The following is a 14709-nucleotide window of genomic DNA, read 5'->3' on the forward strand; positions in this document are numbered from 1 at the left end:
CAGAGACACCGAGCGACGAGCGAATTTCTCCACCCTGGAGCGAGTAATTCGTCACATGATAAACAGGCTCGCGCGCGACGACGTTGGCGATTTCGAATACGGTCTGGGTCCCAATGGCCATGACCTGGAAGTCATCCGTCAAGAAGTAGCCAATTCGATGCATTAATTCCGCCAGCCGTCATGTCCGAAAAGGTGAGTATAAATGTCGTTGTAAAAAAATGCCTGTGGCGTGGATGATGAGCGCCTGTGAACCGTATTCGAAGAGGTAAATGCCGATATTGCATTATCCCGAACCGGATTTAGGCGGTGGATAACAGTTTCGAACCAGTATCGCGTGAAAGTTTCGTTAATACATGGCGTATTTGCGGAAATTTGTTCGTCAATCAAAAGTGCAGTGCCGGAGAGACTCAGGCCGCCCGGATGTACAAAAGATGATCGCGCCAACAGAACCCTCGACATTGATCAGCTGGGACTCCCGCGCTGTTTTCTAACGCGTTATCGACCACCGGCGGTTTTATCTTGTGAACATGCCAACGTCTATTGCGGCATCACCGTCGGGCGACGGCCAGATTATCGAGCGAGCGCTGCTAAGTATGCTTTCTCCGACGCCTTTGTTCCCGACTCCGCGTGTGGAGAGCTCGTTCAAAGAAAAGATGCGTCGGGAAAGGTTGTCGGCTTCGCAAAGAAATCACCGGACCGAATGGATCCCGCTGCCAGCCCGGATTGTCGTGCAAGAAATACTATCGGCCCATACGCTTAGTATCTACTGGAGCGATTCCCAGACCGGACATTACGCAGAGCAGATCTGGCGTCTGGGTCTGGCACGGGATGATGGTTTTTGCGCGCTCTCGGGGCGCCCCATCGTTCGGGGCGACGAAGTGTTTCGCCCTCGACGCAGCATGACGCTCGTCCCGGCGAACTGGCGTCGCATGATTCTCGCGTCGGATGTGATTGCGACATTCGCTTCTACGCAGCTCGATAGAGCCGCCGCATAACGTCATACCGCTTTGCCGTGAGTGTTGCACCGTGCATCCGGCATGACAGCGCTGTGTGTTGATGTAAAGAACACCCCAATACATGTGCATGAACCTATACCACCGATTACGTAACCGCAGAGAACGCAAATGACCAGCTCGACATGGCTAGCGCCAGCTACTGACCGTTATGAACAGAAGTATCCGCAGCTGACCGATGCTGAAATAGCACGAGTACGTCAATACGGCGTTGCTCGTTCCTGGACATCGGAACGGATTTTTGAAGTCGGTGCGCCAGGATTTGGGATGTGCGTGGTGTTGCGCGGGATGATCCGCGTGAGTAGCCGCGACGCATTCGGGCGTCATGCTGTCGTTAGCGAGAATGGTCCGGGACACTTCGTTGCGGAAGTTGGGCAGCTATCGGGAGGACGATGCATAGTAGACGGCGATGCAGTCGGGAACGTATCGGCAATTCATATTGTCCCTGAGCAACTCCGCGCGCTTCTGATCGCCGAAGCGGAACTGGGCGAGCGCATTATGCGGGCTCTTATCCTTCGACGGGTCGCGCTCATCGAGCGAGGCAATGGGATCGTCGTAATAAGTCAACCGCATAACGCCCGCCTCCACGCGCTGCAAAGTTTCCTGCGACGTAACAATGTTCCCCATGCCGTCATCGGCGCCTCGTCAGAAAACGACGAGACTGCCTGTTACGTAGCAAAGTGGGTTCGCGACGACTCAGACTACCCGCTCGTGCTGCATCCGAACGGGACGATTTTACGAGCGCCAGATGAAGCCGAGCTTGCCACGGCTTTAGGCTGGCTACCCGATTTTGATCCGGAGTACATTTATGACGTTGCAATCGTGGGAGCTGGTCCGGCGGGTCTGGCGACGGCCGTCTACGCTGCGTCCGAGGGGTTGCGAGTTATAGTGCTCGATCATAATGCGCCTGGCGGACAGGCAGGCGCCAGTGCTCGCATTGAAAATTTCTTTGGATTCCCAACAGGGATTTCCGGGCATGCGCTCACCGGGCGCGCATACGTGCAGGCACAAAAATTTGGCGCCGACGTAGCAATTCCTGCTGAGGCGGAAAGTCTTGATTGCGGCACGACGCCGTTCACGCTGCGCTTGTCCTCTGCCGTGACCATCCGGTCGAGAACCATTGTTATCGCCACGGGCGCGGCGTACCGCAAGCCAGATATTCAGGCCTTGGATCGCTTCGAGGGACGAGGTACATATTATTGGGCTTCACCCGTCGAGGCAAAGCTTTGCGCAGGGCAAGACGTATTGTTGGTCGGCGGCGGAAACTCCGCAGGACAAGCCGCCGTGTACCTTGCGTCGCGTGCGCGGCGAGTTCGTATTCTGATACGAGGAAACACTCTGAAAGCCAGTATGTCGCAGTATCTTATCGATCGTATTGCCGCGCTGGACAATGTCGATGTGACATACGGCACACAGATTGCCGCGCTTAGGGGTGACAGGACGCTAGAAGAAGTAGAGCTTTTAAGCGGGACCCAACGATCGATCGTATTGGCAGAACACGTGTTCGTGTTTACGGGTGCTTCGCCCAACACGTCGTGGCTTGTCGGCTGCGGCGTCGCTGTCGACCAGAACGGCTTCGTGCGTACAGGCGATGCCGCCGGATCTGGGTTGCAGGAGCACGAAACAAGTGTGCCTGGCGTGTTCTGCGCGGGGGATGTCCGATCCGGCTCGACCAAACGGGTTGCAGCGGCGGTGGGAGACGGTGCCGCCGTCGTTGCGCAGATTCATCGTCATCTGGAGCGAGCGGTCGCTCAAGCATAAGCGTCGCGGATGGATTGGCTGCAACGCACGCGGCGTCTATTGCCGACTTTCAAGGTACTGCCCATACCGGGCAATTTTAATCGACGAATAAAAAGGAACTCAGCGATGGCAACGATCGAGCATTTCGAATATGTGTTTCTTGGCGGTGGCAAGGGCGGAAAGACACTGGCAATGGAACTCGCGCAGGCGGGCCGCAAGGTTGCAGTGATCGAGCGAGGCATGATCGGCGGTTCGTGCATCAACGTGGCGTGCATTCCGACCAAGACGCTGATCCAGACCGCGCGCACTGAACACCTCCTGCATCGGTATGCTGGTGCGGCCGTCGACATGGCGAAAGTCTCGGAGCGTGTGAAGGCCGTGGTAGACGGTATGGTGGAGATCAATCGCAATGCGTTTCGTGACTCTGGCCTTGAATTCGTGTTGGGCACGGGCCGTTTTGTCGGACCGCGCCGGCTCGAAGTGAAAACGAATGACGGCAATCTGCGAGTGATCGAAGGCGAAAATGCATTCATCAACACGGGCACGACGGCCGCGATCCCTGATGTGCCGGGGTTGAAGGCTGCTGGACCGCTGACGCACGTCGAAGCGCTGGTGCTGGCGAGGCTACCCGAGAGCATGATCGTGCTCGGCGGTGGCTATATCGGTCTGGAGATGGCGCAGGCATTCCGCAGACTGGGCAGCAATGTCACCTTGGTGCAGGATGCGCCACGCGTGGCGATGCGCGAGGACGAGGACGTCACTCAGGCGATCGAAGCCGCGTTGAAGGAGGAGGGCATCGATATCAGAACTGGCGCGAAACCCGTCAACGTGACGGGCAAGTCGGGACAGTCAGTGACGGTCGCGCTGCAGGACGGCAGCACGGTGAACGGCAGTCATATTCTGGTCGCAGCAGGTCGCACGCCTGTCACGGCCGACATCGGTCTCGACGCTGCGGGAGTCGAAGTCGACGCCCGCGGCTTCATCAAAACGGACGAACGTCTCGCGACGTCGGCCGAGCGCACATGGGCGATCGGCGAGGTGGCAGGCACACCGATGTTCACGCATGCATCATTTGACGACTACCGCGTCTTGCGCTCCCAGCTTGCTGGCGGAAACGTGACGACCCGCGACCGCATCATTCCGTATGCGCTTTTCATAGAGCCGGAACTCGGTCGTGTCGGTCTCAGTGAAGCCGATGCAAAAGCGCGCGGAATCGCGGTGCGTGTTGCGAAGCTACCGATGGCGGCAGTGCCGCGGGCGCGCACGAGCGGCGCGACGAAAGGCTTTATGAAGATGCTCATCGACGCGAAGTCGGACGATATCCTTGGCTTTGCGATGCTGGGCACCAACGCAGGCGACGTGGTGACCGCGGTGCAAATGGCGATGCTCGGCGGATTGCCGTATACCGCCGTGCGCGATGCGATCATTGCGCACCCCTTGATCTCCGAGGGGCTCAATATCCTGCTGGCGAAGGTACCGCAACGCACCGGCCAGTGAAACCGGCGCGAGAATTCTCCAGCCTCGCTGATAAATTCATCGAGAACCGCGATCGCGGCTGCTAGATATTGCGAACGTCGGCGCGCTCTATGACGACCGTTCTGCGGTTGAAAGCCGCCGTTAGAGCCGCAGTGGTTCGGGGGACCGCTTGGGGTCGTCTACGGAAGTTCGGCTTCCACCATGGATCGCGGTGTTCGAGGCGACCTCGGATTTTCGGGTTCGCCCATCAAGGGACATTCGGCTAGCGCCGTCGAATGTCCGAAGTGCGGGGGGGGGGCGACGCGAAACGTGAGTTGGGAACCCGCCAGTGCATTTGAACTTCGCCTCCGAACGCGGCGTGTGGATTTCGTTGTCCTGCTTTCAGAAAGCGCAGCTTGGACGAAGTGAAGATGTTCAGCCATGCGATCGCACTTCATCTTTCACCCTTTGTTGCAACGGTTCGCCGCCATGTCGGGGCCGAATACGATTTGCGGCGGCGCCCCGTTGAGGACACTGCGCCTGCCGCTGAACGCGCAGTTCGACGCCCAGTCAGGTTTGCAGGATCAACTTATATTGCTGCTCGCGCGAATAAGTGGAAGCACTGCTCAAGCAGTGCCTGATCGTGGTATTGTCGCCGCAAATCGAAACAGTCGGCTTCGGCCTATCGCGTATCATCATTGGTCGAATCGGGCAAACGCTGATCAATGTCCCGTCTGTGCCGCTCGCGACGCGCGATCACGAGACGACATTGCTGCTGCCGTCCCGTCGGGCTTTTTGTTATCCGGTTAGTCGGCACGGAAAGCGGCGTCGATTTCGGGTCGCGACAGATGAGCAACCGTGTTCACGAGTGTCTTTGCGGCGGCAGCCAATGCGATGGTCACCATCGCGCGGTGGTCGAATCCCGCGGCTTTCAGGGCATTGACGTCGCTGTCCGATACCTGCGTCCGGTTCGTTGCGACTGCGGCAGCGAAGCGACGCACGGCTTCCAGCCTGGAATCCGGAATTGTGCTTCCGTTCCTCAGTGCCTGGACGACGTCGACCGATGCGCCCAGTTTCGCCGCGAGAGTAGCATGCACGGCAATGCCATAATCCGCAGCGTTTGCGCGGCTTGCGGAGACCATTGCGACTTGCTGTGCGATCGGATCGAGCGAACTTGCCCCAAGAGACTGGAGCATCGCGATATAGGCTCCGAGCACCGACGGTTCAGCGGCCATCGCGTAGCCCAGGTTAGGCACGAAGCCGAACACGCCACGCATGCCGTCGAGCAATGCTTTCGCCTCGGCAGGTGCCGATGCTTCTCCGAGGTCTCCGAACAGTGCCGCGCCTTGCGCCGAATCCACGGTCCGCGCCAGAAACGCCCGGATGATCGCCGCGACTTCGTCGAGATGCGTTTCTAGCGGGAAGTGTCCCGCGTCGACGAAGTGAATCTCGGCTTCTGGAAGATCGCGGCGGAAAGCTTCAGCGCCGGCCGGCAAAAAGAAAGGATCGTTGTTTCCCCAGACAGCCAGCGTCGGCGGACGATGCGTGCGGAAGTATTCATGGAAGCGGGGATACGCCGCTACGTTCGTTTTGTAGTCGCCGAACAGATCGAGTTGAATGTCGGCGTTGCCCGGCCGATCCAGGAAATGCTGGTCGAGCGTGTACGACTCGGGGGCGATCAGCGAGGTATCCGACTCCCCGTGCATGTACTGAAACGACGTCGTCTCGGACTTCAGGAACGCGCGGAGATTGTTGCGGTTCTCGTCCGTTGCCGCTTCCCAGTAGGCGCGAATCGGATTCCAGCCCTCACTGAGACCTTCCTCGTATGCATTTCCGTTCTGTGAAATCAGCGCGCTCACGCGCTCCGGCCGCGACGCAGCCAGTCGAAAGCCAACAGGGGCGCCGTAGTCGAAGACATAGAGCGCATAGCGATTCAGCGCAATCGTATCTGTGAAGCTTTCCACCACTTCGGCCAGATGGTCGAACGTGTAGGCAAAGGTGTTGGCTTCAGGTGCACCGGAGAAACCAAAGCCGGGCAGGTCGGGGGCCACCACACGATATTTGTCGGCGAGCCGGCTGATGATCCCGCGATACTGGTGGCTGGAAGTCGGAAAGCCGTGCAGCAGCAGGACAACGGGAGCGTCCTTATGTCCGGCATCGCGATAGAACACATCGATGGTCGAACCCGTACGACTATCAGGAACAGAGACGGTTTGATACGTGGGCGTAGCAGACATGACAACCTCCAGTTTTGCGGGTAATCCGGGTGAGTGCGGTACAAGATTGCTTCGGGCGTGACCCTGTTGCCGAAGCGCAGGGGCTTGATTAGTGCCCGGGATGGGGCCGTGGCCGGGTCCTGGAGACCAGTCAGGGAGAGCGGCCACCTGGGTTCTGGCACCGGTTAAGGGCGGGCCATCAGCAGCCCACCGTCACCGGCGCCTCAATCAAACGGGCAGCGCCGGTGCAGCCGGAAAATCCACCGGGACCCGCGTGGTTCCGTGCAGGTAGTTCGTGACGGTTTTGTCTCCGATGAGCACGACGACATCCACGAGGTTCGCCTTTGCCCAGCCTGCTGCGAAAAAGGCGTCCACCAGAGCGGGGTCGGCGTGGCCGCGGTTCAAGACGATGTTGCGCGTCAGCCGAGCCAAAGCATCCAGCTTTGCGTCGAACCCTGCCGTCCCGGCGCGGACTTCGAGGATCTGTTCATCCGTCAACCCGTTCATTTTGCCGATAACCGTATGCGCCGCGAGGCAATACTCACACGCATTGACCTGACTGACAACGAGGTTCACAACTTCGCGAGCCTTGCCGACGATCGAACTCTTTGCGTTCTGGAATGCCAGGTAGTTAACGAGTGCATGTTCCGAATGGGCCAGCGTCGCATACAGGTTCGGCACCATGCCAAGGCTACTCTTGAGCTTGTCGAATATCACTTGATTAGCGGGTGAAACATCTTCACGTGTGGGGACATTGATGGCCGTCATGGTCATACTCCTTTTGCTTCGGTTGAGAAAACTTAAAGTGCGTTACAAGCACCGCGCGACAAACGAGCCGCGCGGCATCAGGGATCGGTCAACGTGTCTTCGCAAACAGGCGCGGCAAGGACGTAACCAGAAGACTGAGGGAAGCCGCGAGAAGTACTAGGTCCTTGAGCAGGAACTGGCCTGGCAGCGCGGAAATTGCGGGGAAACCGCCGGCCGTTGCCTCGGCTACTCCTGGCGTCGTGACAAAGAAAGTCAACGTGATCAGGTATGTCATTGCCGACATCGCTGCGCCGAGCGCAGAGAGCACGGGAACGAATGCGCCGGCGGCAAGTGCGACTGCGGTGGAAAGCTCGAGCGTGCCGATCACATAGCTTGCACCCTGAATGCCGAATACCACGTGCAGCCAGCTCATGATCGGGCTGTTGGCGATGAACGGGGCGATACCATGCGCCTCGTAGCTCGTAAACTTCATGCCGCCAAACCACAGGAACACGATTACCAGAGACCATCGCAGAAGGGCCTGCGATGCGTAAGCCCCTGAGGCTCGTTCGGCGACTGCAAACTCCGATACCGTCGATTGATTGGTCGTTGCCATGATGAAACTCCGTATAAAAAAATCGGGAAATGGTCTCCCACTCGCAACACATCCGAGGCTGCAATGCGAGCCAGAAGATCTGGGTTAAGCACTAAAGAACGACTTGATTTCTGCAGCAACCTGGCTTGAGTTTTCGTCGAGAACGAAATGCCCTGCATCGAGCCAGACAAGCTTCGCGTCGGGCAGATCGCCGAGATATGCTCTCGCGCCGCGTGGAATGAAGAACGGGTCGTTCTTTCCCCACACGATCAACGTTTTTGGCTTGTGATCGCGGAATGCCTGTTGCCAGCTCGGGTAGAGCCCGATGTTCGACTTATAGTCTTCGAGAAGATCGACCTGATAATCCTGTACGCCCGGACGGTCGAGCAGCGCCTGGTCCAATAGCCAGTTATCCGGATTGATGGCCTCACGATCTTTCGCACCGACCAGCCAGTGGTAGCGGGTTCCTTCGAGGCTGACGAACTCGCGTGCCGGCTTTTCGGTGTCGGCAGTTCGTTGTTCCCACAACGGCAGCAGAACCTTTTTGGGTGCGTCGCCCACGCCTTCCATGTATGCGTTGGCATTCTGGATGATGAAGCCCTTCACCCGCTCCGGGCGCTCCGTGAAGAGACGAAAACCCACGGGACCACCGTAGTCCTGCATGTAAAGAATGTACGAGTCGAGTCCGAGTGCATCGATCAACCCCGACACGTGCGCGGCCAGATTGTCGAACGTATAGTTGAACTCGGTGCGCAACGGCGCGTCGGAATGACCGAAGCCGATATAGTCGGGAGCGATCAGATGAAACCGGTCTGCCAGTATTGAGATGAGGCCACGGTACATCTGGCTACTGGTCGGCAGGCCGTGTAAAAGGAGAATCGTCGGCGACTTCCGATCACCCGCCTCACGATAGAAGACCTTTCGACCGTTCACATCAATTGCGCGATGGTATGTGCGCGTGTTCATTATTGGCTCCGTGGAATGAATCGCTTTCGATTCGACCGCCGTGTCGACGTCGTGAAAGCATTCTGTGCATTCCCGGAAAGCGGCGATAGACAGTAAAATGTGAAAGCGACCTCTCATTTTCTGGAAGGCCATGGATCAACTCGATGCGATGGCGGTGTTTCTCGCCGCAGTGGAGACGGGGAGTTTTTCGAAGGCGGGCCGGAAGCTTGGTGTTCCGCTCGCCACGGTCAGCCGCAAGATGGCCGATCTGGAGACGCACCTGAGGGCAACGTTATTGGTCCGCTCGACGAAAGGGCTCGAATTGACGCCAGCTGGACGGTCTTACGCAGTGTCGGCGAAAGCCATTCTGGAGCAGGTGGTCGAGGCGGAGCGGATCGCTGCGGGAGAATATGCAGAGCCGAAAGGCGACCTGGTTGTGACTGCGCCGATCATGTTCGGCAGGCTGCATGTGCTGCCCGTCGTAACGCGCTTTCTTGCTTCGTATCCGGAGGTCTCGGTGGGCCTGGTGCTGACTGATCGGGTCACCCATTTTCTTGACGATCAGGTCGACGTGGCGCTGCGAGTGGGTGACCTTCCCGACAGCAATCTGGTAGCGGTGGGATTAGGCTCGATCAGGCGCGTTGTCTGCGGCAGTCCGGACTATCTCGACACTCGGGGCGAGCCCACCAAACCGGAAGATCTGGCCCTTCACAGCGTGATCTCGTTCGAAAGTATTTCGGCGTCGGTGCAATGGAGCTTCTGGTCTGAAGGCGAGGAGATCAAAACTTCCATACTGCCGCGCTTGAGCGTCAACACCATCGATGCCGCAATCGACGCCGGGCTGTCGGGCACCGGGCTGGTTCGGGCGATGTCCTATCAGGTGGTCGAGTATGTACGGCAGCAGCGGCTACGTGTCGTCCTGCAGAAATTCGAGCCCGAGCCGCGCCCGCTTCATCTCGTCTATGACAGGCAACGCCGACTGCCGCTGAAACTGCGCACATTCGTCGACTTCGTCGTTCCGCTGTTGCGAGAACGGGTGATGGAAGCAAGTCTTTGAGAACTGTGGGGCGAGAGCACCCGGTGACGTGCTGGAATGCGGCATCACGCATCTGACTCCTCTGTCATTAACGTGCCTACCCGATTGCTGAGGTGAGCGACCGGTGCGCCCCGAAGGCTGTCATTGCGTGGCCAGGAATTCGAATGGCAGTTGAGGGTCGACTAGGGAAGTTCGGCGATCAGCCGGGGCGGGCCGTTTGTCGTCAGCCGACGGATATCCTGGTTCGGCCATCTTCGCTCATACAGGCAGCCACTCGTGAAGACAGTTGAGCGACGGTTACACTTGAAGAAGCGGCCATTGCCGCGCGGAAGCAAACGGCAAAGTGGCCGGCCGATCACGTCGCGCAGCAGTTGGCAACTTCACGCAACCTCAATGATTCGGTAGTCGAGGCTATCAATGACGGCTTCGGCCTTAGAACGTTGCGTGTGGAGGTTGATCGCACTCGTCGCGAAGTTCAGAGCACCTCCTATCCGGGCAACAATCCGACCGCCCTGTAACTGCTCATCAAGGTGTCGAACAAGGCGATGTCTGCGCGGCCGCGCGCCATCAGTTGAGCGCCGGCCACTGCGGCGTAGATAGCGCACGCGCGCTCTTGGCTCCCCTCGGCAGTGACGACGCCCGACGCTTCCAAAGACTTACGAAGCCAGGCCACGTTGACGTCAGCAAAAGTCTGCACTTCCTTTTTGACTGCGTCAGGCAGATCGTCATATTCCGCGGCCATAAAGCTGCTCAAGCACATGCGGTTGTCACACTCTAGAGACCGGCGAAACGTCTCCGGGTAACGACGCAAACTGACGAGCGGATCGCTTGACGACGCTGAGAGTTCTTCTAGGGCAACGGCCGCGTCTTCGTAGTATCGTCGCGCGACCGCCGCCGCGAGGTCCGCTTTGCTCGCGAAATGATGGTAGATGCTGGCCGCTTTAATGCCGACCTCCTGCGCGAGTTCTCGAATGTTGAGTCCGGTGTACCCGTGCGCCTGCGCCATTCTTGTCGCAGCCGCGAGGATCCGGTCCCCTGAGCGGGCGATGGCCTCATCAGTCATCACAGCCTTCGTAAAAAAATGGTTGACCCGACGCATTGTACCGCTTAAAGTCCTCCCTAACAAACGTTAGGTAGATATCTTGGTGTCGCAGGAATAGCGGCATTTTTCTGGCCCATGTACCCTAACTAATGTTCGGTAGGCTGCACAATTCGATCAACCGCAACTGCAACGGAACAATCATGACCTCGGAACTGTTCTATCTCGACGCTACCCGTCTCGCTGAACTCATCCGCACGCGCGAAGTCTCGCCGGTGGAAGTTGTGCAGGCGCACCTTGACCGCATCGACGCTGTCGACTCGAAAGTTAACGCCGTTGTTACGGTCGCTCACGATGCGCTCGAAGCCGCCAAGGCTGCTGAAGCGGCTGTGTTGTCGGGTAAGGCTCTGGCCCCGCTGCACGGCGTGCCTTTCACCGCCAAAGATTCGATCGACACGGCCGACGTGGCGACTCAGCGTGGCTCGCCGATCTTTAGAGGACGCATCCCTGGCACCGATGCGACCAGCGTTGCGCGGTTGAAAAGAGCGGGTGGCATCCTCCTCGCAAAAACAAACTTGCCGGAATTTTCATATTGGATCGAAAGCGACAACCTGCTCAGTGGACGATCGAATAACCCGTGGGACCTGGAGCGCACGCCGGGCGGCTCGAGCGGTGGCGAATCGGCGGCCATTGCAGCAGGAATGTCGCCGCTTGGACTTGGCACCGATCTGGCGATCTCCGTGCGCGGGCCAGCTGCTCAGACCGGCATCGTCTCGCTGAAGGCAACTCACGGACGCGTACCGATGACAGGCATCTGGCCGCGCGCTCCGCGCCGCTTCTGGCACGTGGGTCCGATGGCCCGCAGCATTCGCGACCTGGCGCTCGCGTTCTCGCAGCTCTCAGGTCCCGATGGGCACGATGCTTTCGCCAGCAGTACCGTCCCGTTCGATGCCGGGCTGCGCCAGTCTGCGGACCGTCCGTTGCGAGTGGGCTGGATGGTGGGGCCCGGCTTCGGAACAGTCGACCCGGAAGTTGCCGCCACCGTTGAGGCAGCAGCGAAGGCGCTCAAGAGCTTCGACATTCTCGTGGAGCCCGTCCGCATTCCTGCGCTGGAGCGCGACTTCGCTCTCGATGTCTTCAACCGCCTGCACGTCATGGAAATGAAGCCGGCTTTCGCCGAAGCAACAGCAGGTCGCGGTCAGGACGAACTGTACAAGATGGCGAAAACGATGCTGGCGTTGCCCGATACGTCGATGAAGGACTATATCGATGCCGAGCAGGCTGCCGAGCGTCTTCGGGACGGATACGCTGAATACTTCCGGACATACGACGCGTTGATCACGCATGTGCTTCCCATCCCGGCTCACAAGCACGGCGTGGACACGTTCGCGATCGATGGTCATTTGGTAGATGCGACTTATCTTCAGGGCGCAACTGTGCCATTGAACGTCACGGGTTTGCCTGGCATCTCAATGCGATTCGGCACGAGCACGGAGGGCCTGCCGATTAACGTGCAGATTGTCGGTAGTTGGCAGGATGAGTCAACCATTCTTCACGTGGCGTCGCTGCTCGAATCGGTCAGCCCTGTGCGCGATCTGCATCCGACCATCTGAGTGCCCAGCGATTCGTCCGTCGCGAAAAAGCGGAGATCAATCGGCGATGACAGGTAGCGTCGAAAAATGTTACGCGTCACAGCCAGAGAACGCGACGGACGGCCGCGTCCGTTCCGTCAAGCGACCTTCAGTCTCCCGGGGATCGAATGGCTGAGACGGGGCGGTCCAGCACGTGGCACGCGCACTCCTCACGTTAGCTTGTTACGTCAAGCACATCTTCCAGGATATATCCGCGCATGCGCAACCCTGGAGAACCAGACTTGGGGGCAAGCGCCGTCAGCGGAAGACACTCACCGCATCGACCAGGCGGGCTGCCTGCTGCTTCAGGCTCTCAGACGCTGCCGCGCTTTGCTCCACCAGCGCGGCGTTCTGTTGCGTGATATGGTCGAGATCGCTGACGGCCTGGCTGACTTGCGTGATACCGCTGCTCTGCTCGATGGTGGCCGAGCTGATCTCGGCAATCAGGTCCGAGACGCGTTTCACCTGAACGACAATTTCGTCCATGGTCTTGCCGGCGTCATCGACGAGCCTCGAGCCTGATTCGACCTTCGCGACGCTAGCGCCAATCAGACTCTTGATCTCTTTGGCCGCACTTGCGCTACGCTGTGCGAGCGCGCGAACCTCGCCAGCAACGACGGCAAACCCGCGCCCCTGCTCGCCGGCACGTGCAGCCTCAACCGCTGCATTGAGCGCCAGTATGTTGGTCTGAAACGCAATGCCATCGATCACGCCGATGATCTCGGCGATCCTTTTCGAACTGTCGGTGATGTCGTTCATCGTGGTCACCACCTCCGACACTGCCTGGCCTCCCCTTGCCGCTGCATCGCTTGCAGAACCTGAGAGCTGGTTGGCCTGGGTCGCCGTTTCTGCGTTGCTTTTAACTGTGGCGGTCATCTGCGTCATTGATGCAGCCGTTTGCTGCACGTTTGTCGCGGCCTGCTCGGTGCGCGCGCTGAGATCATTGTTACCCTGTGCGATCTCGTTGCTCGCGGTTTGTACATTGAACACCTGCCCGCTGACGTCGTCGATCAGCCAGCGAAACATCAGACCGAGCTGACTGATCGTGCGCAACGTCATGCCGATCTCATCGACGCGATTCATATGCACGACCTTCTGGCTATCACCCGAGGCCACGCGCAACGCCTGTTCTCGCATCTGTTCGAGCGGCCGCGAGATCTGCGCTTCCAGCCACCATGAGGCCAGTAGCAAACAGATCGAAGCCCCCCCAGCAAAACCGCCAAGAGCGCCGCCCGCCAGACCCAGCGCCCAGGCACCGACGATAAGTGTCGGCGCCAGAACCAGGAGCGCCGAACGAATGCGCCAGCGCACGGGCATGGTCTGCACCACCGATGTCCAGCCCATCAGACCGCTGCGAAGGATCAACCCCCTATGAAAGCGACGGCGGCGAGCGTTGCCTTCACGAAAATCCTTGTAGAGCGCTTCAGCTGCGGCAATTTCCTCGCGTGAGGCTTTGGTCCGCACGGACATATAGCCCACCGGCTGACCATTTCTGACAACGGGTGTCGCGTTGGCGCGAACCCAGTAGTGATCGCCGTTCTTTCGGCGGTTCTTCACCAATGCGGTCCAGGGTTCGCCGCCTTTGAGCGTGGCCCACATGTCGGCGAAGGCCTCTTTGGGCATATCAGGGTGCCGTACCAGATTGTGAGGCTGGCCGTGGATTTCCTCAGGACTGAAGCCACTGACCTCGACGAAGGCTGCGTTCGCGTATGTGATGTTGCTCTGGGTGTCCGTGGTCGACATTAACGTCGCGTTGTCGGGAAACTCGAATTCGCGTTGCGTGACGGGTTGATTGTTTCGCATGAGGACAGATCCGCTCGGAATGTTAGATTCGATACGCGGCAGAAAGCGGGGCCGCAGACCCTTTGTCCTTGTTAACGGTATGGTTATTGGGGTCTTGAGTCTTTCAGAGCGATGATGAACTGCCCGGCTAAGTCGCCTTTCCCGTAGAGTCGGTCGCTGTCTCTGCCTCGGAGTTGAACGCGGCGAGGGCGTCACGACACTTTCAAGCACTGTCCTCACGGATCGCCAAGCGGACCGCTGGGATAAATCGGTGACCGGCTCAAGTTGGCCAATCAGTACCTGATGCGATTTTGCATGCCGAGTCAGCGTCTGCCGGCGCAGACGTTTCGGCTGGAGGCGATCCCTTACGGTCCTTCGGCGACGTTCTTTCGACGTCTCTACCGGTCCGAAAGAGGCCACCCCGACTCGCTGGCGCCGAAGCGGAGAGCGCGCAAACGGTGATCAGAGGTATCCGTGGTGACCAAAGTTGGCTCTCTCGCGATTCGGTAT

General features: G+C 58.9%; 11 protein-coding genes and 1 pseudogene. 5 read left to right on the plus strand and 7 right to left on the minus strand.

The window, feature by feature from the left end:
* A pseudogene (locus KFO72_RS38275) lies at positions 1–163 on the minus strand (GlxA family transcriptional regulator); the annotation flags it as partial.
* Positions 164–653: 490 nt separating this feature from the next.
* Here KFO72_RS38275 and KFO72_RS38280 point away from each other — a divergent pair.
* The 3 genes from KFO72_RS38280 (at position 654) to KFO72_RS38290 (ending at position 4250) form a co-directional block, all read left to right on the plus strand.
* Positions 654–995: a DUF3331 domain-containing protein gene (locus KFO72_RS38280; protein WP_224100163.1), complete on the plus strand. Its 342-nt coding sequence runs from the start codon at positions 654–656 to the stop codon at positions 993–995.
* Between the two features lie 129 nt (positions 996–1124).
* On the plus strand, positions 1125–2774 hold the full coding sequence (locus tag KFO72_RS38285; protein WP_224100158.1) for an FAD-dependent oxidoreductase: 1650 nt from the start codon (positions 1125–1127) through the stop codon (positions 2772–2774).
* Positions 2775–2879: 105 nt separating this feature from the next.
* A complete protein-coding gene (locus KFO72_RS38290) occupies positions 2880–4250 on the plus strand; it encodes an FAD-dependent oxidoreductase (RefSeq protein ID WP_225034254.1) in 1371 nt (456 codons plus the stop codon).
* Positions 4251–5014: 764 nt separating this feature from the next.
* Here KFO72_RS38290 and KFO72_RS38295 read toward each other — a convergent pair.
* From KFO72_RS38295 to KFO72_RS38310, 4 genes are all read right to left on the minus strand, one after another.
* Positions 5015–6592, minus strand: coding sequence for an alpha/beta fold hydrolase (locus tag KFO72_RS38295; RefSeq protein WP_225034255.1), 1578 nt, complete (start codon positions 6590–6592; stop codon positions 5015–5017).
* 60 nt (positions 6593–6652) lie between these two features.
* Positions 6653–7192 (minus strand): carboxymuconolactone decarboxylase family protein, encoded by a 540-nt coding sequence (locus KFO72_RS38300; RefSeq protein ID WP_060607211.1) that lies wholly within the window; start codon positions 7190–7192, stop codon positions 6653–6655.
* Between the two features lie 88 nt (positions 7193–7280).
* On the minus strand, positions 7281–7787 hold the full coding sequence (locus tag KFO72_RS38305; protein WP_054930697.1) for a YkgB family protein: 507 nt from the start codon (positions 7785–7787) through the stop codon (positions 7281–7283).
* An 84-nt stretch (positions 7788–7871) separates the two neighbouring features.
* Positions 7872–8864, minus strand: coding sequence for an alpha/beta fold hydrolase (locus KFO72_RS38310; RefSeq protein WP_225034256.1), 993 nt, complete (start codon positions 8862–8864; stop codon positions 7872–7874).
* On the opposite strand from KFO72_RS38310, the gene KFO72_RS38315 reads away from it, so the two are divergent.
* Positions 8863–9768, plus strand: a complete 906-nt coding sequence (locus KFO72_RS38315; protein ID WP_060605868.1) for a LysR family transcriptional regulator — start codon at positions 8863–8865, stop codon at positions 9766–9768. The two genes, KFO72_RS38310 and KFO72_RS38315, sit on opposite strands and share 2 nt — an antisense overlap.
* A gap of 466 nt (positions 9769–10234) precedes the next feature.
* Here the strand turns inward: KFO72_RS38315 and KFO72_RS38320 are convergent, their stop codons facing one another.
* Positions 10235–10810 (minus strand): TetR/AcrR family transcriptional regulator, encoded by a 576-nt coding sequence (locus KFO72_RS38320; RefSeq protein WP_054930696.1) that lies wholly within the window; start codon positions 10808–10810, stop codon positions 10235–10237.
* A gap of 179 nt (positions 10811–10989) precedes the next feature.
* Here KFO72_RS38320 and KFO72_RS38325 point away from each other — a divergent pair, with 179 nt between their 5' ends.
* Positions 10990–12399: an amidase gene (locus tag KFO72_RS38325; RefSeq protein WP_225034257.1), complete on the plus strand. Its 1410-nt coding sequence runs from the start codon at positions 10990–10992 to the stop codon at positions 12397–12399.
* 276 nt (positions 12400–12675) lie between these two features.
* Here the strand turns inward: KFO72_RS38325 and KFO72_RS38330 are convergent, their stop codons facing one another.
* Positions 12676–14220 (minus strand): PAS domain-containing methyl-accepting chemotaxis protein, encoded by a 1545-nt coding sequence (locus KFO72_RS38330; protein ID WP_060605871.1) that lies wholly within the window; start codon positions 14218–14220, stop codon positions 12676–12678.
* Positions 14221–14709: the final 489 nt, after the last annotated feature.

The sequence above is a fragment of the Paraburkholderia sp. XV genome, assembly GCF_020177535.1.
Taxonomy (GTDB): Bacteria; Pseudomonadota; Gammaproteobacteria; order Burkholderiales; family Burkholderiaceae; genus Paraburkholderia; species Paraburkholderia caribensis.